The 22647-nt window shown below is 73.2% G+C and carries 20 protein-coding genes; 14 read left to right on the forward strand and 6 right to left on the reverse strand.

From position 1 onward, the window contains the following. Window positions 1-8: 8 nt before the first annotated feature. Both G5V58_RS03650 and G5V58_RS03655 read left to right on the forward strand, forming a co-directional pair. Entirely contained in the window at window positions 9-875 is an 867-nt protein-coding gene (locus G5V58_RS03650; RefSeq protein WP_165228853.1) for an Ig-like domain repeat protein, read from the forward strand. Between the two features lie 98 nt (window positions 876-973). Then, entirely contained in the window at window positions 974-2194 is a 1221-nt protein-coding gene (locus G5V58_RS03655) for an alpha-hydroxy acid oxidase (RefSeq protein WP_165228855.1), read from the forward strand. Here the strand turns inward: G5V58_RS03655 and G5V58_RS03660 are convergent. The 3 genes from G5V58_RS03660 to G5V58_RS03670 all read right to left on the reverse strand — a co-directional run bounded on the left by G5V58_RS03660 (window position 2191) and on the right by G5V58_RS03670 (window position 5248). Beyond that, a complete protein-coding gene (locus G5V58_RS03660) occupies window positions 2191-3417 on the reverse strand; it encodes a hypothetical protein (protein WP_165228857.1) in 1227 nt (408 codons plus the stop codon). The genes G5V58_RS03655 and G5V58_RS03660 overlap by 4 nt on opposite strands. A 143-nt stretch (window positions 3418-3560) precedes the next feature. Then, window positions 3561-4001: an NAD(+)--rifampin ADP-ribosyltransferase gene (gene arr, locus G5V58_RS03665; protein ID WP_165228859.1), complete on the reverse strand. Its 441-nt coding sequence runs from the start codon at window positions 3999-4001 to the stop codon at window positions 3561-3563. 11 nt (window positions 4002-4012) lie between these two features. Beyond that, window positions 4013-5248, reverse strand: a complete 1236-nt coding sequence (locus G5V58_RS03670) for a D-arabinono-1,4-lactone oxidase (RefSeq protein ID WP_165228861.1) — start codon at window positions 5246-5248, stop codon at window positions 4013-4015. Between the two features lie 76 nt (window positions 5249-5324). Between G5V58_RS03670 and G5V58_RS03675 the strand changes: the two genes are divergently transcribed. Next, window positions 5325-5798 carry a pyridoxamine 5'-phosphate oxidase family protein gene (locus G5V58_RS03675; RefSeq protein ID WP_165228863.1) on the forward strand — a complete coding sequence of 158 codons (474 nt, stop codon included), beginning with the start codon at window positions 5325-5327 and terminating at the stop codon, window positions 5796-5798. Between the two features lie 56 nt (window positions 5799-5854). Next, window positions 5855-6472 carry a VC0807 family protein gene (locus tag G5V58_RS03680; RefSeq protein ID WP_165228865.1) on the forward strand — a complete coding sequence of 206 codons (618 nt, stop codon included), beginning with the start codon at window positions 5855-5857 and terminating at the stop codon, window positions 6470-6472. Here G5V58_RS03680 and G5V58_RS03685 read toward each other — a convergent pair. Continuing rightward, window positions 6469-8010 (reverse strand): DUF885 family protein, encoded by a 1542-nt coding sequence (locus G5V58_RS03685; protein ID WP_165228867.1) that lies wholly within the window; start codon window positions 8008-8010, stop codon window positions 6469-6471. The genes G5V58_RS03680 and G5V58_RS03685 overlap by 4 nt on opposite strands. A 127-nt stretch (window positions 8011-8137) precedes the next feature. Here G5V58_RS03685 and G5V58_RS03690 point away from each other — a divergent pair, with 127 nt between their 5' ends. The 8 genes from G5V58_RS03690 to G5V58_RS03725 all read left to right on the forward strand — a co-directional run bounded on the left by G5V58_RS03690 (window position 8138) and on the right by G5V58_RS03725 (window position 18902). Continuing rightward, window positions 8138-9919 carry an ABC transporter substrate-binding protein gene (locus G5V58_RS03690; RefSeq protein WP_165228869.1) on the forward strand — a complete coding sequence of 594 codons (1782 nt, stop codon included), beginning with the start codon at window positions 8138-8140 and terminating at the stop codon, window positions 9917-9919. An 87-nt stretch (window positions 9920-10006) separates the two neighbouring features. Beyond that, the gene (locus G5V58_RS03695; RefSeq protein ID WP_165228871.1) at window positions 10007-12040 is read left to right on the forward strand and encodes an ABC transporter ATP-binding protein; all 2034 of its coding nucleotides are present in this window, start codon (window positions 10007-10009) and stop codon (window positions 12038-12040) included. Beyond that, complete coding sequence (locus G5V58_RS03700) at window positions 12037-13065, forward strand: ABC transporter permease (RefSeq protein ID WP_165228873.1); 1029 nt, start codon at window positions 12037-12039, stop codon at window positions 13063-13065. The genes G5V58_RS03695 and G5V58_RS03700 overlap by 4 nt, the downstream gene beginning before the upstream one ends. After that, window positions 13065-14027: an ABC transporter permease gene (locus tag G5V58_RS03705; RefSeq protein WP_230487056.1), complete on the forward strand. Its 963-nt coding sequence runs from the start codon at window positions 13065-13067 to the stop codon at window positions 14025-14027. Before G5V58_RS03700 ends, G5V58_RS03705 begins: the two co-directional genes overlap by 1 nt. A gap of 58 nt (window positions 14028-14085) precedes the next feature. Continuing rightward, entirely contained in the window at window positions 14086-14427 is a 342-nt protein-coding gene (locus G5V58_RS03710) for a TIGR03618 family F420-dependent PPOX class oxidoreductase (RefSeq protein WP_165228875.1), read from the forward strand. An 8-nt stretch (window positions 14428-14435) separates the two neighbouring features. Next, window positions 14436-17444, forward strand: a complete 3009-nt coding sequence (locus G5V58_RS03715) for a glycosyl hydrolase (RefSeq protein ID WP_165228877.1) — start codon at window positions 14436-14438, stop codon at window positions 17442-17444. Beyond that, entirely contained in the window at window positions 17441-18625 is a 1185-nt protein-coding gene (locus G5V58_RS03720) for an amidohydrolase family protein (protein ID WP_165228879.1), read from the forward strand. The genes G5V58_RS03715 and G5V58_RS03720 overlap by 4 nt, the downstream gene beginning before the upstream one ends. 43 nt (window positions 18626-18668) lie before the next feature. After that, window positions 18669-18902: an ABC transporter permease gene (locus G5V58_RS03725; RefSeq protein ID WP_165228881.1), complete on the forward strand. Its 234-nt coding sequence runs from the start codon at window positions 18669-18671 to the stop codon at window positions 18900-18902. Window positions 18903-18916: 14 nt separating this feature from the next. On the opposite strand, the gene G5V58_RS03730 is transcribed toward G5V58_RS03725, so the two are convergent. Next, the gene (locus G5V58_RS03730) at window positions 18917-19774 is read right to left on the reverse strand and encodes an IclR family transcriptional regulator domain-containing protein (RefSeq protein WP_165228883.1); all 858 of its coding nucleotides are present in this window, start codon (window positions 19772-19774) and stop codon (window positions 18917-18919) included. A 153-nt stretch (window positions 19775-19927) separates the two neighbouring features. On the opposite strand from G5V58_RS03730, the gene G5V58_RS03735 reads away from it, so the two are divergent. Both G5V58_RS03735 and G5V58_RS03740 read left to right on the forward strand, forming a co-directional pair. Next, window positions 19928-20827: a dihydrodipicolinate synthase family protein gene (locus G5V58_RS03735; RefSeq protein ID WP_165228885.1), complete on the forward strand. Its 900-nt coding sequence runs from the start codon at window positions 19928-19930 to the stop codon at window positions 20825-20827. A gap of 36 nt (window positions 20828-20863) precedes the next feature. Next, window positions 20864-21820 carry a DMT family transporter gene (locus tag G5V58_RS03740; protein WP_165228887.1) on the forward strand — a complete coding sequence of 319 codons (957 nt, stop codon included), beginning with the start codon at window positions 20864-20866 and terminating at the stop codon, window positions 21818-21820. Here G5V58_RS03740 and G5V58_RS03745 read toward each other — a convergent pair. Beyond that, complete coding sequence (locus G5V58_RS03745; RefSeq protein WP_165228889.1) at window positions 21729-22532, reverse strand: IclR family transcriptional regulator domain-containing protein; 804 nt, start codon at window positions 22530-22532, stop codon at window positions 21729-21731. The genes G5V58_RS03740 and G5V58_RS03745 overlap by 92 nt on opposite strands. Between the last annotated feature and the right edge of the window lie 115 nt (window positions 22533-22647).

Below are 22647 nucleotides of genomic sequence, written 5' to 3' on the forward strand. Positions count from 1 at the left end.
CACAACACATGACCTTCGCCCGCCTCACCACGCGCGTCGCCGCCGGCGGCGCCGTCGCGGCCCTCGCGGCCGCCGGCCTCGTCGGTGCGACCAGCACCTCGGCCACCGCTGCGCCCGTCACCACGGCGTACACCTGCACCAGCGCCTTCGGGCCGCTCTCCGGCACCGTCAGCGTGGACATCGCGCTGCTGCCCCCGACCGCGCCGGCCGGCCTCGCTGTCCCCGCCGGGCTGCTGAGCTTCAACTCCAACCTGACCTTCAGCAACGCCACGGCCTCGGGCCTCGGTTCCCTGGGCATCACCAGCGCGAAGTCCGACGACTTCGGCACCGCGTTCGGCGACGCCGTCGCCAAGGCGCCGGTCGCGTGGACCACGGCCTCCTCGGACGGCACCAACACCACCTTCGCGGGCAAGGGCGCCAACGCGGCGTTCCAGCTGCCCAAGGCGGGCACCTACACGGTGAGCATGCCGAAGACCTTCAACCTGCAGGGCACCAACGCCAGCGGCGCCACCGTCGCCACGGTCCCGTGCACCGCGACCGGCACCCCGGCCGCCATCGGCACCATCGCCCTGTCCAAGCAGGAGTCGAAGGTGAAGGCGAACGCGCCCAAGGCCGCCAAGGCCGGCAAGCCCGTCTCCGTCAAGGTGAAGGTCACCGACGACCAGTCCTCGAAGGGTGGTGTGCTGCCGACCGGCAAGTTCATCATCAAGGACGGCAAGAAGAAGGTCGGCAAGGGCACGCTCGACGCCAAGGGCCAGGCCAAGGTCAAGGTCAAGCTCGGTGTCGGCAGCCACAAGCTGACCGTCATCTACAAGGGCGACGACTACAACAACGGCAGCACCAGCAAGGCCAAGACCGTCAAGGTCACCAAGTAGTCCTCAGCACCACTCGAGCCGCCGGTCCCCGTCAGGGGGCCGGCGGTTCGGCGTCTGGGGCAGACTCGGCCGGACACCCACCACCTCGGGAGCAGCCCATGAAGCGTCAGGTGCCCAAGGCCCGCGACCTCGCGCCGTTGTTGCGGTTCAAGGAGCCGACCTGGTCGCCGCGGGAGCGGCGGCTGGCCAAGGCGCTGACCGTCGAGGACCTGCGGCGGGTGGCGAAGCGGCGTACGCCGCGCGCGGCGTTCGACTACACCGACGGCGCGGCGGATGGGGAGGTCTCGCTGGCGCGGGCGCGGCAGGCGTTCGCCGACGTGGAGTTCCACCCGGCGATCCTGCGCGACGTCTCGGACGTCGACACCTCGGTCGAGGTGCTGGGCGGGCGGTCGGCGCTGCCGTTCGGGATCGCGCCGACGGGGTTCACCCGGATGATGCAGGCCGAGGGCGAGGTCGCCGGGGTGAGCGCCGCTGAGGCGGCGGGGATCCCGTTCAGCCTCTCGACCATGGGCACGACCTCGATCGAGGAGGTCGCGGCCGCGGCGCCGGGCGCGCGGAAGTGGTTCCAGCTGTACATGTGGAAGGACCGCGACCGGTCGATGGCGCTGGTCGAGCGGGCCGCGCGGGCCGGGTTCGACACGCTGCTGGTGACGGTGGACGTGCCGGTCGCCGGGGCGCGGTTGCGCGACGTGCGCAACGGGATGACGATCCCGCCCACCCTGACGCCTCGCACGGTGGCCAACGCGATCCCGCGGCCGGCGTGGTGGTGGAACTTCCTGACCACCGAGCCGTTGGCGTTCGCCTCCCTGGACGCGTGGTCGGGGACGGTGGCCGACCTGCTGGACACCATGTTCGACCCGACGGTGACCTACGACGACCTGGCCTGGATCCGCGACCAGTGGCCGGGGAAGGTGTCCGTCAAGGGCGTGCAGTCGGTCGCGGACGCGGCCCGGTTGGCGGAGCTGGGGGTGGACGCGATCGTGCTGTCCAACCACGGCGGCCGGCAGCTGGACCGGGCGCCGGTGCCGTTCCACCTGCTCCCCGAGGTCGTCAGGGCGGTCGGGGACCGGGTGGAGGTGCACCTGGACACCGGGATCATGTCCGGCCAGGACGTGGTGGCCGCGGTCGCGCACGGCGCGCGGTTCACGCTCGTCGGGCGGGCCTACCTCTACGGGCTGATGGCCGGCGGCCGCCCCGGGGTGGACCGGGTGATCGACATCCTGCGCGGCCAGATCGAGCGCACCATGAAGCTCCTCGGGGTCCGCACCCTGGCCGAGCTCGAGCCCGGGCACGTCAAGCAGCTGCGGCGCCTCGGCTAGGACAGCACGGCGTACGCCGCCAGCGGCTCCAGGTAGAACGGGCCGGTCAGCAGGCCCAGGGTCACGGCGGCCGAGAGCGTCGCGGCGCTGACGTCCACGGTCACACCGCGCGGCTGCGACCACGCCGCCGCGGTGCTCGGGCTCAGCGCCCCCGCGCCGTCGACGGTGAAGGCGTCGGCCCGCACGGTGGTCCCGCCCGCGCCGCGCAGGTGCTCGACCCGGGCCACGACGACCCGCCCGCCCGGGCTCACGGCCAGGTCCAGGCCCCGGCCGGTGGCCACGCCGTCGGTCAGCGTGGTCCGTCCGGGCAGCACCTCCACGTCCGCCCGGGTCCGGCCGGGCGGCACGGTGGCCATGCGGGTCCGGGCGCTGCGCCGACCGTCCACGGCCTGCCAGGCCACGACGCCCACGCCGGACACCGTCCGGGCCGCGTCGGCGGCCAGCACCTGGCGGCTCCAGCGGCCGACCGCACGCACCTGCACGCGGGTGTCCGTGGCGGACAGCACCACCAGCCGGTCGGCAAGACCGTCCAGCCGCCCGGTGGAGCGGGACCGCACCAGGGTGGCCGTGAACCCACCGCCGCCGAGGTCGACCGCCGTCGGCCGGATGCCGCCGTCGGGGTAGGGCCGGTCCAGCCGCGTCGTCCACCGGCCCCGCACCCCGGTGTTCTCCCAGACGTCGACGCGCAGGCGCCCGCCGAAGAAGTAACCGGGCTCGTCCTCGTCGCCCGCGCCCCGGACCGCGACCACGTCACCGCCGTCGCCGACCGCGGCGACCAGGCGGTCCCCGGTCGGGCCGAGCGGCGGGCGCCGCAGACTGCCCCAGCCCAGGTCGGCGTGGTACGTCGTGAGCCGGTGCGGCCCGCCGTACCGGCTCTCGCTGTCGAACAGGGCGTACTGCCCCTGCGGTGAGAAGTCCACCGAGCCCAGCTCGCCCTCGCGCTGGACCTTCCAGACCCAGCCGTCGTCGCCGGTCCACACGAGCTCGACCAGCCGCGTGGGCGGGTCCTCGAGCCCGGTGTCGGTCTGGCACTCGACGCCGACCGCGAAGTTGCCGACAGCCGACGCCGACTCGACCGGAAGGCACGCCGTCACCCCGGGGACGCTCACCACCGCGGTGCTCGGACCCAGCGACCCGTCGGCGGCCCGGCGCTGGTCGTAGACCGTCGCCTCGTCCGGTCCGCCCGTGCTGATCAGCGCGGTCGTGCCGTCGTCCAGCGCCACGGCCAGGGTCCGGGCGCCGACGGCCTGCAGCGGCGTCCACTGCTCCGCGGCCGCGGGCAGGGGGAGCCGCGAAGGCCGCGACCGCGACCGTCACCAGCACCGCCCGAGCCCGCATCCGGCCACTCTAGGGGAGCGCGGCCACGTCAGTCCTCGATCACGTCGCGGCCCTCGGCGCGCAGCGCGGCGAGCCCGTCGAGCATGGCCCGCACGGCCTCGGGCGGGTGGCGCGGCCAGTCGCCGAGCTCGGCGACGATGCGCAGCGGGGAGCGGGTCCGGTAGGAGCGGGTGGGGTTGCCGGGGAACTTCTTGTCGGTGACGTTCGGGTCGTCCTCGTAGGGGCCGAGCGGCTCCACGACGTACACGCGGCCGTCGTCGTCGAGGTCGGCGAGCGCGGCGGCGAGCTGGGCGCCCCAGGCGGCGGTGGCGACCAGGGTGGTGAAGTAGACGTGGTTCATCACCCGGCCCTGCTGGAAGTTCGAGCCGAAGCCGGGCACGAGCTCGTCGCCGGGCAGCAGCGCGGCCTTGGTGCCGTGGAAGAACGGACCCTCGACGTCCACGGGCCCATCCTGCCGCAGCCGGGCCATGGTGGGCAGGTTCAGAGCAGGCGGTCGAGGAAGGCGTTGCCGAACCGGTCGTCGGGGTCGCGGCGGGCGCGCAGCTCGCGGAACCGCTCCAGCTCCGGGTACGCCGCCGCGAGGTCCTCGCGCGTGGCCGTGAAGACCTTGCCCCAGTGCGGTCGGGCACCCAGCGGGAGCAGCCGCTCCTCCACCAGGGGCAGCACCGCGTGCACGCCGTCCCAGTCACGGCGCCAGGTGAAGTGGAAGGCGACCACGTCGCCGCGGTACGCACCGCTGAGCCAGAGCTCGTCGCCGGCGACGGTGCGGACCTCGCTGACCAGGAGGAGCGGGGCGAGCCGGTCGGCCAGGCCGCGCACCGCGGTGAGGGCGTCGAGCGCGCGGTCGGCAGGGACGAAGTACTCGCTCTGGAGCTCCTCGCCGGCGCTCGGGGTGTGCGAGGCGCGGAAGTGCGGGAGCCGGTGGTGCCACGGTCCGAGGGCGCCGAGCTGCTCGGTCACCGCGGCGGTGTCGGCGCCGGCGATCATGTGCACGGTGCGGTCCGCGGCCCGGGCGGGGGAGAGGTCGGGGCGCTCGGCGTCCGCGCGGCTCTTGACCCACACCTGCTCGACGGCGTCGCCGCGCCACGAGGTGAACAGGCTGACGCTGTAGCCGCACCCCAGCACCGCGTCGAGCGCCTCGGTGGTCGTCGGCCACGGCAGGTCGAGCCAGACCTCCTGGCGCAGGTCGTAGCTCGGGACGACGTCCAGGGTCACCGTGGTCACGATCCCCAGCGCGCCCAGGGCGACCACCGAGCCGGGCAGGTCGGGGTCCTCGGCCCCCAGGCGGTACGCCGCGCCGTCGGCGCCGATGCCCTCCAGGCCGCGGACCAGCGCGGCCAGGCTGGGCACCTGGCGACCCGAGCCGTGCGTACCGGTGGCGACCGCGCCGGCCACCGAGAGGTGGGGCAGCGACGCCATCGTGGGCAGCGCCCAGCCCTGCCGGTCGAGCTCCTCGCCGAGCGCCGCGAACCGCGTGGCACCGCTCACCGTGACCGTGCGCCGCTCCTCGTCGACCGCGACCTCGACCGGCAGCGCGTCCAGGGACAGCAGCACCCCGTCGGGGTCGGTGTCGGGCAGGTCGGTGAAGGAGTGCCGCGAGCCGAGCGCGCGGACCCGTCGGTGGCCCGTCACCAGCTCGGCGAGCTCCTCGAGCGTCCGTGGCCGCACCACCGGTGCGTGGTAGGTCCAGCTGCCCGCCCAGTTCTCCTCGCTCACCGCCCCAGCATCCCTCCCGCCCGGTCCGGTCCCGTCGGCAGGCGTGGCCACGCGGGCCGCCGGATACCGGGGAGCCATGACTGATGACCAGGCCAAGCTCGTCGAGCTGATGAACGACATGTACGTCGCCATGTTCACCACCACGTCGGCCGACGGCACGCTGCGGTCGGTGCCCATGGCCCGCCAGGAGGTGGAGCCGTCCGCGGAGCTGTGGTTCATCACCGCGCGCGACACCGAGCACGTCCGCGACGTCCAGGCCCGCCCGCACGTCGGCCTGACCTTCTCCTCCCGCGACGCCTGGGTCTCGATCAACGGCACCGCCGAGGTCGTCGACGACAAGGCCAAGCTCGAGGAGCTGTGGAACACCTTCGCCGAGGCCTGGCTCCCCGGCGGTCCCGACGACCCGAACGCCACCCTCATCCGCGTCGACGCCGCCGGCGGCGAGTACTGGGACAGCCCGGGCGGTAAGGTCGCCTCGATGATCAGCTTCGTCAAGACCAAGCTCACGGGCGACACCTACGACACCGAACACGGCTCCACATCGCTGTGACGGCGGTCGGGCCGCTCCCGGTCGAGGGGTCGCGGCCCGACGGCACCCAGCCCGCGGTGGAGCGCCCGCGCCTGCGCACCGTGCTGCGCCGGGTGGGGGTGAGCCTCACCGTGGCCTGCGTGGTCCCGGCGGTGCTGTTCTTCGTCTGCTTCCAGACCCTCGGGATCTGGCCCGCCATCGGCGCGGCCCTGGTGTGGTCCTACGGCTCGATCGCCTACCGCGCGCTCACCGGACGACGCACGTCCGGCCTGCTCGTGCTCACCGCCGTGGTGCTGACCGGCCGCACGGTCATCGCGTTCGCCGCCGACAGCACGTTCCTGTACTTCCTGCAGCCGATCATCACCGACGGGCTGGTCGCCGCGACGTTCCTGGTCTCGCTGCTGACGGCGCGGCCGGTGGTCGCGCGACTCGCGGGTGACTTCTACCCGATGGACGAGGAGCTCGCCCTGCGCCCGGCCATCCGCCGCCTGTTCTGGCGGCTGACCGCGCTCTGGGCGGGCGTCTGCCTGATCAAGGCGGCGTCGATGTTCTGGCTGCTGAGCTCGGCCTCGCTCGGCTCGTTCGTGCTGGTCAAGAGCATCACCATGCCCGCGGCCAACCTGCTCACGGTCGCGCTGACCATCACCGCCGCGGTCGTCGTGGGGCGGCGCGAGGGCCTGCTCGCCCGCGTCTAGCCCGGGCCGGGTCGTCCCGGACCGACCTCGTCGCCGAAGCGACGCGCCACCAGCCCGACGGGCGGCGAGCCGAGGTCGAACATCGCCGCGTGGAAGCGCAGCAGGGAGAAGTCGCTGCCCCACGCCCGCCGGGCCTGCTCGCGGGCGTCCCGGATGACCAGCTTGCCCCAGGTGAACCGCGCGTACATCGGGTCGAAGAGCCCCCGGTTGGCCTCCTGGCGAGCGGCCGGCGCGGGGAAGTGGGCGTCGTCGACGAACCGGGCGGTCGACTCCTCGACGCTCATGGTGCCGCTGTGCAGCCCGATGGCCGAGGCCAGCCGGGTGACGCGCACCAGCGCCCAGATGGCCATGCCGATCGCGTAGCGCGGGTCGTCCTCGCTGAACCCCTCCTCCCAGCACAGCTCCTCGGCGTAGTGCGCCCAGCCCTCGGCGAAGGTGTAGGACATCAGCACCCGCTGGGCCAGACCCTCGGTGCGGCGCAGCGCGCGGGCGTGGGCGAAGTGGCCGGGGGCGGCCTCGTGCGCGCTCATCGAGCCGATGAGGGTGGGGCTGAAGGTCTCCAGCCACTGGTCGACGTCGGCCCGCGGCCAGCCCCAGTCCGGCGGGGTCACGTGGTACGTCGAGGGGGAGTCCGGCTCCTCGGGCGCGGAGAAGCGCATGTTGGCGAAGAACAGGCCCTGCGCCTCGTGGTCCAGCCCGAACTCCATCTCGCCGTCCAGGAACGGCACCAGCTCGCGCTCGGCGGTGAAGCGCACCAGCTCCTCGGTGACCGACGAGGCGTTGTGCAGGATCTCGGCGTCGGTGCGGGGCCGGTCGGCCAGCAGCCCCCGCACCACCTCGCGCACCGGCGCCGTGGGGTCGACGCGGGCGCAGGCCTCGCGCAGGATCTCGTCGAGCCGGTCCCGCTCGCGCTCGACCACCTCGGCCATCGCGCCGAGGTCGAAGGTCAGGTCCTCGCTCGCGGTCATCAGCCGGGCCAGGTTGTCGCCGCCGAGGGCGGGGTCGGGGTCACCCTCCACCGCCGCGCGCTCCAGGTGCGCCGTGATCCGGTCGGCGGCGTCGTGCGCGCGCCGGGCCGTGTCCTCGTCCGCGCCGACGGCCTCGACCTGGGCGTGCAGCCCGCGGGCGCTGGAGACCAGGGCCTGCGCCATCGGCGCGGCCACGCGGTCGAGCGAGGCCAGCGCCATCTCCACCGCGTCCGGCCATCGACGCAGGTGCTCGAGCCGGTGCGCCGCGCGCTCGGCCGCCGGTGCGTACTCCCGCTCGTAGTGCACCAGGTTGAGGTTGCGCAGGTGCAGGTCGGGGTTCCACCGGTGCACCTCGAGGTCGCCGAACCACGCCCGGGCCAGCGCCTCGAAGCTCGCCACGTGGGCCTCGGTCCCCGGGTCGTCGTACGCCGGACCGCCGAGGGCGGCGAGCGACGCGCGGACGCCGTCGGGGGACAGGTCGTAGAGCCGCCCGTCGTACTCGTGCCGGCCGCCCTCCTCCCGCACCGAGGGCATGAACAGCTCGCAGACGGCGTGCAGCCGCGGATCCATCGGACCACCTCCAGGCTCGTGTGGGCGCACAGCGTACAAGGTGTTGACATGCGTACACATCGCACTATGGTCTCTCTGCGTTCGCAAGTTCGTGTAGCGAACTTCCTGAGAGTCGGAGGCGACAGTGGTGACGTGGAAGATGGCGGCCGGGCTGCTGGTGGCGGCATCGCTCGGTCTGGCCGGGTGCAGCAGCACCGACAGCGACGCGGGCGGAGGCTCGGGAGACCTGAAGAAGGGCGGCACGCTCAAGCTCGCCGGCCCCGAGGAGATCGGCAACCTGGACCCCGCGACCGGCTACGGCCCGGCGGACCTGGCCATGCAGCACGCGATCAACCGGGGTCTCTTCGGCTACCCCACGACCAAGGACGAGCAGGACGCGATCACGGTCGCGCCCGACCTCGCCACCGAGGTCCCGACCGTCGACAACGGCGGCATCAGCGCCGACGGCCTCACCTACACGATCACGCTGCGCCAGGGCGCGAAGTGGCACGCGCCCGACGGTGACCGCGACGTCGTCGCCGGCGACGTGGTGCTGGGCGTCAAGCGCATCTGCAACCCCCAGCTCGGCTCGCCGGTGCTGAGCTACTTCACCGACACCATCGCCGGGCTGACGGAGTACTGCGACGGCTTCGCCAAGGTCGAGCCGACCGTCGAGGCGATCCGCGACTACGTCGAGAACAACGAGATCAGCGGCGTGCAGGCTCCCGACGACCAGACGGTGGTCTTCACGCTGACCCAGCCGGCCAGCGACTTCCTCTCGCTGCTGGCCCTCGGCTCCTTCACCGCCCCGCAGCCCGAGGAGTACCTCGACTACCTCCCGGACAGCCCGGAGATGCGGGCCAACACCGTCTCCGACGGCCCGTACCTCATCAGCGAGTACAAGCCCGGGCAGTCCTTCACCCTCGAGCGCAACCCCGCCTGGGACCCCGAGACCGACCCGCTGCGCAAGGCCTACGTCGACCGGATCGAGATCCAGGCCGGCCAGGACGACTCGGCGATCTCCCAGCAGATCCAGGCCGGCACCATCGACATGCAGTGGGGCGACGCGGTCACGCCGACCTCCGAGGTGCCGGGGCTGCGCGCCTCGAACGACGACCGGCTCGTCGTGGCGGGCGGCGGCACGCTGCTGCCCTACCTCACCTTCAACTTCCTCAGCCCGAACAACGGTGGCGCTCTCAACGACCTCAAGGTCCGCCAGGCGCTCAACTACGCGGTCAACAAGGCCGCGATCATCAAGGTGCTCGGTGGCCCCGAGGTCGCCGAGGTGACCGGGCAGATCCTGCCGCCGGTCATCAACGGCTACCAGGAGATCGACCCCTACGAGACGCCGGACGACGAGGGCGACACCGAGAAGGCCAAGCAGCTGCTGGCCGAGGCCGGCTTCCCCAACGGGATCACGCTCAAGATGCTCTACCGCGACGACAGCGCCTACCCCGACATCGCGACCGTGCTCCAGCAGGACCTGGCCAAGGCCGGCATCACCCTGGAGATGAAGTCGATGTCGCGCAACACCTTCTACCAGAACTACCTGCAGAACCCCGACGCCACCAAGCGCGGCGAGTGGGACATCGCACCGGTCGGCTGGACGCCGGACTACCTGGGCAACGCGGCCCGGGGCTTCTTCGTCCCGCTGCTCGACGGCCGCAAGTTCGCCAAGGGCTCGCCCAACTACGGCGACTACGACAACGACGAGCTGAACACGGTGATCGACCAGGCCCTGGCCACGACCGACCCCGACGAGGCGGCGACGATCTGGGCCCAGGCCGACCAGATCGCCAGCGAGGACGCCGCATGGGTGCCGATCGCCCGGACCCAGGTCGCGACCCTGCACAGCTCGCGGGTGGCCAACTTCGTCTACGTGCCGGGCTGGCACAACGGCGACATGACCAACGTGGCCCTGAGCGACTGACAGAGCACTGACCACGGTCCGACCGCCCGCCCGACCGGCCCTCGACGCCGGTCGGGCGAGGCGGCCCCGCCTCGGGAACGGAAGCTGATGGCACTGATCGACGTGAGGGACCTGCGGGTCCGCTTCACCACCGAGGACGGCGAGGTCGAGGCCGTCCGCGGGCTCGACTTCTCCGTCGAGCCGGGCGAGACCTTCGGCATCGTGGGCGAGTCCGGCTCGGGCAAGAGCGTGAGCACGCAGGCGCTGGTGCGCCTCCTGCCCGGGGCCGTGGTCACCGGGGAGGCGCAGTTCGAGGGGCGCGACCTGATCGCGATGTCCGACGCGGAGCTGCGCCGGGTCCGCGGGGCGCGGATCGGCATGGTCTTCCAGGACCCGCTGTCCAGCCTCCACCCGCACTTCAAGGTCGGGCGCCAGATCGCCGAGGCGATCCGCGTGCACCAGAAGGTCCCCGAGCGCCAGGCGCGCGCCACCGCCGTCGAGCTGCTGGCCCGGGTCGGGCTCGGTCAGCCCGACCAGCGCGCCGAGGAGTACCCGCACCAGTTCTCCGGCGGGATGCGCCAGCGGGCCATGCTGGCCATGGCGGTGGCGCTGCGGCCGGCGCTGATCATCGCCGACGAGCCGACCACCGCCCTCGACGTCACCGTGCAGGCGCAGATCCTCGAGCTGCTGCGCGAGCTCCAGGCCGACTTCGGGACCTCGATCATCATGATCACCCACGATCTCGGCGTGATCGCGGGCATGGCCGACCGCGTCATGACGATGTACGCCGGCCGCATGGTCGAGACCGCGACCCGGCGCGACCTCTACCACGCGGCGCACCACCCCTACACGCGCGGACTCCTCGAGAGCATCCCGTCGTCCAAGGCCGCCGGCGAGCGCCTCTACGCCATCCCGGGCCAGCCGCCCAGCCTCCTCGCCGCCGAGACCGGCTGCGTCTTCCGGCCGCGCTGCGGCCGCGCGACGGACGTCTGCGCTACCCCGCCGCCCCTGCGCCGTCTCGAGCGCGAGCACCTCTCGCTGTGCTGGCTGCCGGAGGACGACGTCCGCTCGGCGGTCGACCGGTCGCCGAGCGAGGTCCGGCCGGTGCCCGTCGCGCAGGAGCGCGTCGACCACGGCGACGACGTGGTCCTGCGGCTGAGCGGCGTCACCAAGCACTTCCCGGTCCGCGGCGCCTGGTTCGGCCGCGGCCGCGAGCAGGTGCACGCCGTCGACGGCGTCGACCTCGAGGTCCGCCGGGGCGAGACCCTCGGCGTGGTCGGGGAGTCCGGCTGCGGCAAGTCGACGCTGGCCCGGCTGATGACCGCGCTGATCCCGGTCACCAGCGGCACCGTCGAGCTCGAGGGCCGTGACCTGACCCGGCTCGACGCCAAGCAGCTGCGGGCGCTGCGCCGCGACGTGCAGATGGTGTTCCAGGACCCCTACGGCTCGCTCAACCCCCGCCGGCGCGTGGGCGCCATCATCGGCGAGCCCCTGGCCATCCACGGCCTGGCCGGGACCCGCCGCGAGGCCACCGCCAAGGTCCAGGAGCTGATGGAGCTGGTCGGGCTCAACCCTGAGCACTACAACCGCTTTCCCAACGAGTTCTCCGGCGGGCAGCGCCAGCGCATCGGCATCGCCCGGGCCTTGGCCACCCGGCCGCGGGTCGTGGTCTGCGACGAGCCGGTCTCTGCGCTCGACGTCTCGGTCCAGGCCCAGATCATCAACCTGCTCGAGGACCTCCAGGACGAGCTGGGCCTCACCTACGTCTTCATCGGCCACGACCTGTCGGTGGTGCGCCACATCAGTGACCGCACGGCGGTGATGTACCTCGGCAAGATCGTGGAGGCCGGCGAGACCGAGGCCCTGTTCGCGGCCCCGCGGCACCACTACACGAAGGCGCTGCTCAGCGCCGCGCCGGTCGCGGACCCCGACCTGGCGGATGCCGGGGCGCTGCGCCCGCTCGCCGGGGAGGTGCCCTCGCCGGTGCACCCGCCACCGGGCTGCCGCTTCCACCCGCGGTGCGCGCGCGCCGAGGACACGTGCCGCACCCAGATCCCGGTCCTCGAGCGCCGCGACGGGGACCCGGTCGCCGTGGCCTGCCACTTCCCGCTCACCGAGCTGGTCGGGGAGGGTGCGCGATGACCCAGCCCGTGCTGTCCGAGGAGCTCGCCACCGCCGGCACCGAGGCCGCCGTCCGCGCCCGCAGCTCGCTCGCGCTGGCCGTGGCCCGCCTGCGCCGCGACAAGGTCGCGGTCGTCTCCCTGGTCGTGGTGGTCCTCATCGTCCTGACCGCGGTCTTCGCCCCCGTGGTCGCCGCCATCACCGGTCACGACCCCAACTTCCAGTACCGCGACGACGGCCTCAGCCCCGACGGCCTCCCGGTCGGGCCCAACGGCGAGTTCTGGCTCGGGACCGACCGGCTCGGCCGCGACGTGCTCGTCCGGCTGGCGTACGGCGCCCGCGTGTCGCTGGTCGTCGGGCTGCTGGCCAGCGCCTGCGCCGTCGCCATCGGCGTCCTGGTCGGGACGGTCAGCGGCTACCTGCGCGGGCGCACCGACCTGGTCCTCAACTGGGTCATCGACCTCATCCTCAGCATCCCGTTCCTGCTGTTCGCGATCTCGCTGGTCTCGCTGGTGGGCCCGAGCCTGAAGATCAGCGTGCTGGTCATCGCCTGCTTCACCTGGGGCCCGATCGCCCGGGTGGTGCGCGGGCAGGTGCTGAGCATCCGCGAGCGCGAGTTCATCGAGGCGGCCCGCTCGCTCGGCGGGACCCGGCGCCGGATCATCGTGCGCGACGTGCTGCCCAACCTGGTGGCACCGATCATCGTCTACGCGACCCTGCTGATCCCCTCGGCGATCGTCTTCGAGGCCACGCTGTCCTTCCTCGGCCTGAGCGTCACCCCGCCGACGGCCACGTGGGGCAACATGCTGGCCGAGGCCAGCCAGAACGCGCTCTACACCGTGGCCTGGTGGATCGTCGTCTTCCCCTCGCTGGCCCTGCTGGCCACCACCCTCGCCTTCAACCTGCTGGGCGACGGGCTGCGCGACGCGCTCGACCCCGGTGCGTCGCGGCGACCGGGTCGACTGGCCCGGACCGTGCGGCGCGGTCGCAAGCGGGCCGAGCGCGCCCGCGCTGCGGCCGCGGCGCGGGACGGGGAGGCGCACTGATGGCGATCCTGCGGTTCCTCGTCAAGCGGCTGGCCCTCGGCCTGCTGACCCTGTTCGCGATCAGCATCGTCGTCTTCGTGCTCTTCTACGTCGCCCCCAACGACCCGGCCCGCTCCATCGCCGGGCCCCAGGCGACCTTCGACGTGGTCGAGCGGATCCGGCACAACCTGGGGCTGGACCAGCCGGTGCCGCAGCGCTACTGGCACTTCCTCACCGGGCTCCTGCACGGCGACCTCGGCTACTCCTACTACAGCCGCCAGCCGGTCCTGGACCAGATCACCGCCCGGCTGCCGGTCACCCTGTCGCTGGCCGCCGGCTCCGCCCTCGTGTTCTTCCTCGGTGGCGTGGCCATCGGCACCGCCTCGGCCCGTCGCCCCGGCTCGCTGCGCGACCGGGTCGGCGCGGCGTTCGTGCTCACCGGGCTGAGCTTCCCGACGTTCGTGCTCGGCCTGCTCACGCTCTACCTGCTCTTCTACCAGCTCACCGTGCACGGGATCACGATCTTCCCGGGCTCCGGCTACGTCTCGCCCTCGGAGTCGCTGAGCGAGTGGGCGCGGCACATGGTGCTGCCCTGGGCGACGGTCGCGTTCGTCAGCACCGCGACGTACGCGCGGCTCTCCCGCGCGATGATGCTGGACGTGTTGAGCGAGGACTACGTCCGGACCGCGCGCGCCAAGGGGCTGCCGGAGCGGGTCGTGGTCTACAAGCACGGCATGCGCAGCGCGATCGCACCGCTGGTCACCCAGCTGGGGGTCGACGTGGCCGCCCTGCTCGGCGGTCTGGTCGTCACCGAGCGCATCTTCGGCCTGCAGGGCATCGGCAGTCTCGCGGTCGACGCCGTCTCCCGTGGCGACCAGCCGACCATCATCGGCGTAGTCCTGCTGGCCAGCTTCTTCGTGGTCGTCGCCAACATCGTCGTCGACCTCCTCTACGTCGTGCTCGACGCCCGAGTGCGCACCTGAAAGGAACCGATGCTCACCCCTCGAGAGCGAGAGCTCTTCCGCGCCCCCCAACTTCGCCGTGCTCGCGACCCTCCTCGAGGACGGCCAGCCCGCCGCCCAGGTGATGTGGGTCGACAACGACGGCGAGTGCGTGCTCATCAACACCGAGCGGCACCGCAAGAAGTTCCGCAACGTCCAGCGCGACCCGCGGGTGACGGTGACGGTGTGGGAGAAGGACAACCCCTACTCCTACGGCGAGCTCCGCGGCGTCGTCGAGGAGATCGTGGAGGGCGCGGCCGCGCGCGAGCACATCGACGTGCTGTCCGAGCGCTACTTCGGCCGGCCCTACAAGGCCGACCAGATCGAGAGCGAGCGGGTGCTGCTGCGCATCCGCCCGCTGCGCGACGGCGGCGCGCGCTGATGGCGGGGGTGCGGTCCTGGCGTCCGGTCGGCCCCTCCCGCGGTGGCCGGTCGGTCGCGGTGGCCGGTGACCCCGACGACCCGGCGGTCTTCTGGTTCGGCGCCTGCGCCGGCGGCGTGTGGCGCACCGACGACGGCGGCACCTACTGGCGCAACGTCAGCGACGGCCACCTCACCTCCTCCTCGGTCGGGGCCATCGCGGTCGCGCACTCCCGGCCGCAGACGGTCTGGGTCGGCACCGGCGAGTCCTGCACCCGCAACAACGTGGTGGCCGGCGACGGCGTCTACCGGACCACCGACGGCGGTCGGAGCTGGACCCACCAGGGGCTGGCGGAGACCCGGCACGTCGCCCGCGTCCGGATCCGCGACGAGGACCCCGACGACGTGTGGGTCGCGGCGCTCGGCGACATCTTCGGCCCCAACCCCGAGCGTGGCGTGTTCCGCACCCGCGACGGCGGCGAGACGTGGGACCACGTCCTCTTCGTCGACGAGGAGGCCGGCGCGGCCGACCTCAGCCTGCACCCGACCGACCCCGACGTCGCGTTCGCCTCGATCTGGCAGGCGGTCCGCAAGCCCTGGGAGATGGTGAGCGGGGGTCCGCACAGCGACCTCCACCGCACGACCGACGGCGGCCGCACCTGGGAGCCGATGAGCGGCAAGGCCGGCTTCCCCACCACGCTCAAGGGGCGCATCGGCGTCTCGATCTCGCCCTGCCGGCCCGAGCGGGTCTACGCCGTGGTGGAGGCGGCCGAGGACCAGAGCGGCATCTACCGCAGCGACGACGGCGGGGAGTCCTGGACGCTGCTCAACTCCGAGAGCGACCAGACCGGGCGGCCGTGGTACTACAGCCACGTCTTCGCCGACCCCGTCGACCCCGACACCGTCTGGACCTGCAACCTGTGGTTCTGGCGCTCGCGCGACGGTGGCGAGACCTTCAGCCAGGTCCAGACGCCGCACGGTGACAACCACGACCTGTGGCTGGATCCGCGCGACCCGCGGCGGATGGTCCAGGCCAACGACGGAGGCGCCTGCGTCTCCTTCAACGGCGGCCAGACCTTCTCCTCGGTCTACAACCAGTCGACCGCGCAGATCTACCGCGTCGACGTCTCGCCGCGCTTCCCCTTCGACCTCTACGGCACCCAGCAGGACAACTCCGGCATCCGGGTGCCGTCGCGCTCGTGGAAGGGCGCGATCCGGTGGCCGGACTGCCTCGAGCTCGGTGAGGCGGAGGCCGGGGACGTGGCCTGCGACCCGGTGGACGACCGGTTCGTCTACGTCGGGGGCGCCGGCTTCGGTCACCCGGGACCGCTGCTGCGCTTCGACCAGGTGACCGAGCAGGCGCAGGACGTCGCGGTCTGGGTCGAGCACTTCATGGGCACCGACCCGAGCACGCACCGGCACCGGTTCGGCTGGACCTACCCGATCCAGTTCTCGCGGCACGACCCGAGCGTGCTCTACGTCTGCGGTGAGCGGGTCTTCCGCTCCGCCGACGCGGGCATGTCGTGGGAGGCGCTGAGCGGCGACCTCACCACCGACGACAAGACCCTCCAGCTGGCCAGCGGCGGGCCGATCAACAAGGACACCTCGGGTGCCGAGGTCTACTGCACCCTCCACGCCTTCAACGACTCCCTGGCCGACCCGGGCGTGCTGTGGGCCGGCTCCGACGACGGGCTGGTGCACGTCACCTCCGACGCCGGCGGCACCTGGCGACCGGTCACGCCACCCGACCTGCCGGCGCTGGCCACGGTCACGGCCATCGAGACGTCGGCGGGCGACGCCGGCACGGCGTACGTCGCGGCGCACCGCTACCGCCTCCAGGACCGCCGGCCCTACCTCTACCGCACCACCGACCAGGGTGCGACCTGGACCGACCTCACCGCTGGGCTGCCCGAGGACTGCGTGCTGCGCTGCCTGCTCGTGGACCCGGTCCGGCCCTCGGTGCTCTACCTCGGCACCGACCACGGCGTGCTGGTCTCGACCGACGAGGCGGCGACGTGGTCGCCGTTGGGGGACCGGCTGCCGCCGGTGCCGGTCTACGACCTGGCCCTGCGCGACCACGAGCTGGTCGCGGCCACCCACGGCCGCGGCTTCTGGGTCCTCGACGACCTCACCCCGGTCCGCGAGGCCGACCGTGACGACGGGCTCCTCACCCTCTTCACGCCGCCCACGACCTACCGCTACCCGACGCCGACCGGCTTCGAGATGAAGGGCGAGGGCACCTGGGTCGGCGGCTTCCCCGGCGTACCGCTGGGCGGGGCGTCGTTCACCCGGGAGACCGCGGCGGACGGCACCGAGCACAACGTGGTCATCGACGGCGGCGAGAACCCGCCGGACGGGCTCGCCGTGCGCTACCGGCTGGCGGCGCCGGTGCCCGAGCGCGACCTGCGCGTCGAGGTCAGCGACCCCGACGGCACCGTCCTGCGCGTGCTGCCGGACCCGTGGGCCGACCCGCCGGCCGAGGACGCCGAGCGGGCCGCGGGGGAGCACTGCACGGTCTGGGACCTGCGCACCACGCCGGCGCTCGGGCCCGGGGACGACGGACCGGAGCCGATCACGCCGGGCCCGCGCGTGCCGCCGGGCCGCTACCGCGTGGCGGTGGTGGCCGGGGACGAGCGACGCGAGGCCGAGGTGAGCGTGCTGCGCGACCCCCGGCTGTTCAGCGGCGACGAGGCGATGGGCCAGCAGTACGACCTGCTGGTCGAGGTCCGCGACGCCCTGGCCGCGGCCGGGCAGGCGCTGCTGTGGCTGGACGAGCGGCTGGTCGACGAGGCGCTGCCCGAGGACGAGCGCACCGCGCTGGCCGAGGCGCGGCGGGTCGTGGGCGGGCACTCCGGCGGCCACGGCGACGACCTCAAGCAGCCGCCGGGGCTGACCGCGAAGATCAAGCTCCTCCCCGAGATCGTCAGCGAGCTCTCCGACACCGCGCCGACCGCTGCGGTCCGCCGGGTCTGGGCCGAGCTCTCGGCCCAGCTCGACGACCGGCTCCACGGCCTGGCCGAGCACGGGTGGACGCGGTGAGCGACCTGCTGTTCCGCGGCGTCCGGGTGCTCGACGTCGCCACCGGAGAGAGCGTCACGCAGGACGTGGCGGTCTCCGCTGACCGGGTCGTCGAGGCGAGCCGCGTGGTCGATCCCCAGGTGCTCGACCTGCCAGGCGCGACGCTGCTGTTCGGGCTCTGGGACTGCCACGCGCACCCCGGCTCGCTCATGCACGACCCCAGCGCCCGCGGCTACTTCGAGGGCGCGCCCGCCTGGGCGGTGCGCGCCGGCGCCAACCTGATGGACGCCGCGCGCCAGGGCGTGACCGGCGTCCGCGCGGTCTCCGAGGCCGACGGGGTCGACGTGGCCTGGTCGCGCGCCTTCGCCGCCGGGGAGTACGCCGGTCCGCGGCTGCTCGCCGCCGGGCCCGGGCTGCGGACCACGGGCGGCCACGGCACGGCGTACCCGCGGAAGCCGGTGGGCGTCGAGTGGGAGTGGGCCGTCGACGGCGCCGACGCGTTCCTGCGCGCCACCCGGGCCCTGGTCGAGCGGGGCGTGGACTGGGTCAAGGTCATGCTCACCGGTGGTCTCTACAGCGAGCACGAGAGCATCGACGACCCGCAGCTGACCGAGGCCGAGCTGGACGCGGTCCTGACCGTGGCGCACGCGCGCGGCGTGCCCGTGGCCGCGCACTGCGGCAGCGCGCGGGTGGCCGAGACCTTCGCCCGGCGGGGCGGCCGGTCGGTCGAGCACGGCTACGCCCTCGACGAGCGGGCCGCGGCGGTGATGGCGGAGCACGGCACCTGGCTGGTGCCCACCATGGCCGTCACCCAGGACGACGCCCTGATGGACGACGACGGCTGGCCCGAGCACGCCAAGCGACGGGCCCGGGAGACGGCGGCGACCCACGCCGAGGCGCTGATGGCCTGCGTCGCGGCCGGTGTGCCGATCGCCGCCGGTGCCGACATCAACCCGATCGGCCGACGCCTGCACGACGAGCTGCACTTCATGGAGGTTGCCGGCATGAGCCGGCTCGCCGTGCTGCACGCGGCCACGGTCGGCGGGCGGAGACTGGCGGGCCTCGACGACCGCACCCGCCCCGAGCCGGGGGCGGTCGCCGACCTGCTGGTCGTGGCCGGCGACCCGCGTGAGGACCTGGCCGCACTGCGTGAGCCGCTGGCCGTGACGACGTACGGCCGGCTCGTGGTGTCGCCGGCCTGAGGAGCACGAGGACGATGGACGAGACGATGGACGGAGGAGAACGGTGAGCAAGCTGCGGTTCTGGGTGGAGGTGGCGCTGTCCGTGCTGAGCGGACTGGCGCTGGTGCTGACCCTGGTCTGGGAGGAGTGGATCGAGGAGGTCTTCGGGGTCGAGCCCGACGGCGGCGACGGCAGCGCGGAGTGGCTCGTCTTCCTGGTGCTCGCGGTGCTGGCCGTCGGCTCCGGCGTGCTGGCGCGCGTGGAGTGGCGGCGGCTGACGGCCGCGGGTGCGGCCTGAGCCGTCCCTCGCGGTCAGCCGCGCGGCTGGGCCAGGCGGTCGAGCGCGACCGACTCCGAGCCGGCGACGGCGAGGTCGGCGGCCAGCCCGTCGGAGGGCATCGCGTCGCGCAGGTGCGTCGCGAGCCCCTGGAGGGCGCGCAGGAACGGGCCGTTCATCTTGGCCACGCTGACCCGGCTGGACGGGCAGGTGACGTTCACGGCGGCGAAGACGTGGCCCTCGCGGTCGCCGAGCGCCACCGAGAGCGAGCGCATGCCGATCTCGTACTCCTCGTCGACCACGCACCAGCCCTGCCGACCGGCCTCGGTCACGACCTTGGCCAGCTCGGCCTTGGTGCGCACGGTCTTGTCGGTGTGGCGCTCCAGGCGCACGGCGTTGACCCACTTGCGGCGCTGCTCGGGCGGCAGGGCGCCGGCCAGGACCCGCCCGCTCGACATGAGGTACGCCGGCATCCGGCTGCCGACCTCGAGGTTGATGCCGATGAGACGGCGGCCGCTGGCGCGCAGGATGTAGACGACCGACTGACCGTCCAGCACGGTGACGTAGCAGGTCTCGTCGAGCTCGGCGGCCAGGTCGTCGAGCAGCGGCTGCGCCAGGTCCGCGAAGGTCATGGTCGGCAGCACCGACCGGCCCAGCTCGAGGACCTTGGGCCTCAGCCGGAAGTTGCGGCCCTGCACCTCGGCGTACCCCTCGCGCACCAGGGTGAGCAGGAAGCGTCGGGCGGCGGCGCGGTTCATGCCGGCCTGCTCCGCGACCTGGGTCAGGGTCATCACGGGACGGTCGGCGCTGAAGGCGCGCATCACGTCGAGGCCGCGGATGAGGGACCGGACGTAGTCCCGGTCGTCCGCGTCACCGGCGCTGTCGGTGGGCATGCGCAGACCCTAGGGCACGCGCGTGCACCCGGGGCAGAGCCGCGGATTCGCCACGCCCGAGGCGAACCGTAGTACCGTTCGTTCACGATCCGAACTTCGTTCGCTGGAAGGAACATCTTGGACACAGGGTTCCGGGGGAGCTACACCGTCGCGGTGACCCCCTTCACGCCCGACGGTGCGACCGTGGACGAGCAGGCGCTGCGCCGCTTCGTCGACTGGCAGCTCGAGGTCGGGGTCCCGGGGATCATCGTGCTGGGCACGACCGGGGAGTTCCTGACCCTCAGTGAGGCCGAGCGCGAGACGGTCGTCGGGGTGAGCGTCGAGCAGGTCGGCGGCCGGATCCCGGTGCTGGTCGGGACCATGAACGCCGACACCCGGGTCGCGGTGCGCCAGAGCCGGCGGGCCGAGGAGCAGGGCGCGGACGGGCTGATGGTGCTCCCGCCGTACTACTACACGCCGACCGAGGACGAGATCATCCGTTACTACGGCGCCGTGTGCGACGCCGTGCGGCTCCCGGTCATGCTCTACAACAACCCCGTCACCTCCAACGTGGACATGTCCGCGCGGCTGGTCGCCGAGCTCGGCCGGCGCTTCGACAACGTGCGCTACATCAAGGAGTCCAGCCAGGACGTCGGCCGGGTCCGCGAGGTCGTGGACGCCTCCGAGGGACTGGTCAAGGTCTTCGCGGGCGAGCGGGTCGTCGACTCCTACCTGCTCGGCGCGGTGGGCTACGTCAACCCCTACGGCAACTACATCCCGTACGCCTCGCACCGCATCTTCGACCTGCTCGAGGCCGGGCGCATCGAGGACGCGCGTCGGGTCCAGCGGCTCATCGACGTCATCGACCACACCATCGCGGCGGGGCACCCGACCTACGGCCACCAGTGCTACTCCAAGGCGCTCGCCGCCCTGGCCGGCCACCCGGTCGGCGACGTGCGGCGTCCGCTCACGACCTTCGCCGAGCTCGGCGAGGAGGGCCGCGACCGGGTGCGCCGGATCGAGGCGGTCATGGCCGAGCTCGACGACCTGATGAGCGTCCTGGACAAGTCCTAGGACTTGCCCACCGAGCCCGGGGGGCCACGGGTCCCCGTGGCCGTCCCCTTCACGGCGCTGTGCCTGCTGTGGGGCACCACGCCCATCGTCATCAAGGCCGGCCTCGACGCGGGCTGGCCGCCGCTGTGGTTCTGCGCGCTGCGCCTGCTCGTCGCGGCGACGCTGCTGGCCCCGGTCCTGCTCACGGCGTACGCCGGTGCGCCGCTCGGCGCGGCCGGGTGGCGGGTGGTCTGGCCGATCGGGGTCTTCGGCATGGCCCTGAACTTCGGCGTGACCGTGTGGGGCCAGCAGTTCATCGGCGCCGCCCTGGCCAGCCTGGTGGTGGCCACGCAGCCGATCACGACGACGGTGATCGCGCACGTCGTGCGCCGCGAGGCGCCCACCCCGCGCTTCGTGGCCGGGCTGCTGGCCGGGGCCGCGGGGACCGTCATCGTCTTCCGGGGCGCGGGCGTGCCCGGCACCCGCGAGCTGGTCGGCGCGCTCGCGGTCTTCGCGGGGGTGACCGTCTACGGCGGGTGCTTCGTGTGGATCAACGCGCGGGCCGGCGGGCTCGACGTGCTGCGGGTGGTCGCCGGGCAGAACCTCATCGGCGGGGTGCTCGTGGCCGCCGCGGCCCTGCTGCTGGAGGGTGCGCCGCGGGTGCCCGAGCGGGCCGACTCGTGGGTGCTGTTCGCCTACCTGGCCGTGCTGAGCTCGATCGTCGCGGTGGTGCTGGCCAACCGGCTCATCGCCCGCCTGGGCGCCGCGCGCTTCAGCGTGCTGTCCTTCATCACGCCCATCGTCGGCGTGGTCGCCAGCGTGCTGCTGCTGGGGGAGCGGCTGGACCACACCACCGTGGTCGGCGCCGTCGTCATCGGCCTCGCCCTGCTCCTCACCCTCGGTCCGAGGGTGGCGGGCGGGGTCAGCGGCGGGCCATCTCCAGGTCGTGCTCGATGGAGGTGGCCGTCGCGGCGAGCCGCGGCAGGAAGTGCTCGCGCAGCCGCTCGACGGTGACCCGCGAGGTGTGCGCGCTGGTGTTGATGGCGGCGACGACCCCGCCCCGCGGACCGTGGACCGGCACCGCGATGGACCGGATGCCCTCCTCGAGCTCCTGGTCGACCATGGCGTGCCCGTCGCGGCGCACCTGCGCGAGGATCCGGCGCAGCTCGTCCTCGCCGGTCGCGGTGTGCGGGCTCAGCGCCGGCCGCTCGTGGCGCGCGAAGTAGGCGGTCAGCTCGGCGTCCGGCAGTGCGGCCAGCAGGACCCGCCCCATCGAGGTGGCGTACGCCGGGATGCGGCGACCCAGGTCGATGCGGACCGCCATCAGGCGGTCGCTGGTCGCGCGGGCGATGTGCACGATGTCGCTGTCGTCCAGCACGCTCGCGCCGCAGGACTCCTGCAGGTCCTCGCTCAGCGTGTGCAGGTGCAGCTGGGTGATGTCGGCCAGGCCCATCGAGGACAGGTAGGCGTAGCCGAGGTCGAGGACCGGCAGCCGCAGGCGGAACAGCCGCCCGCTGCTGCCGACGTACCCGAGCGACTCCAGGGTCAGCAGGAAGCGGCGGGCCGCCGCGCGCGTGAGGCCGGTCGCGCGGGCGACCTCGGACAGCGAGAGCTCGGGGTGCTCCGCGCTGAACGCCCGGATCACCGAGAGCCCTCGCGCGAGGGACTGCACGAAGTCGTCGGGGCGCTCAGCGCCGGCGTCGAGCTCTGGACGCACTGCGGCCATCTCCGTCTCCCCTGGGACCGGGCGACCCCTCGGACGCCGACAGGACGGGCCGGACGCCGTTGTTCGCTCCGCGGACCTTATCGCCACAGTGCGAATTTTTCGACCGGCCGCAGAC

Origin of the sequence: Nocardioides anomalus, assembly GCF_011046535.1 — a bacterium.
GTDB classification, from domain to species: domain Bacteria; phylum Actinomycetota; class Actinomycetes; order Propionibacteriales; family Nocardioidaceae; genus Nocardioides; species Nocardioides anomalus.